We start from the raw sequence: 273 nt of genomic DNA on the forward strand, positions 1-273 counted from the left end.
GGGCCGTTGAAGACTACAACGTTGATAGGCAAGATGTGGAAGTGGTGTGAGCCATTAAGCTAACTTGTACTAATTACCCGTGAGGCTTAACCATACAACGCCAAACGCGTTTTATGCGACAGTTTAGACAGAAGTTAATATGACTAAAGTAGAAATTACTTAAAGAAAGACTTAAAAAATATTATCAGATATTTTCCAAATTCAGTTAATGCGTAGCGATACGAATTAACGCCCAAATTTGCTTGGTGACAATAGCGTTTTGGACCCACCTGA

The 273-nt window shown here is 38.5% G+C and carries 1 rRNA gene; it reads left to right on the forward strand.

The annotated features are described in order from the left end of the window. Positions 1 to 94, forward strand: a 23S ribosomal RNA gene (locus H5087_RS20050); the annotation flags it as partial. Positions 95 to 273: the final 179 nt, after the last annotated feature.

Origin of the sequence: Pseudoalteromonas sp. SR43-7, from assembly GCF_014163785.1 — a bacterium.
GTDB classification, from domain to species: domain Bacteria; phylum Pseudomonadota; class Gammaproteobacteria; order Enterobacterales; family Alteromonadaceae; genus Pseudoalteromonas; species Pseudoalteromonas distincta.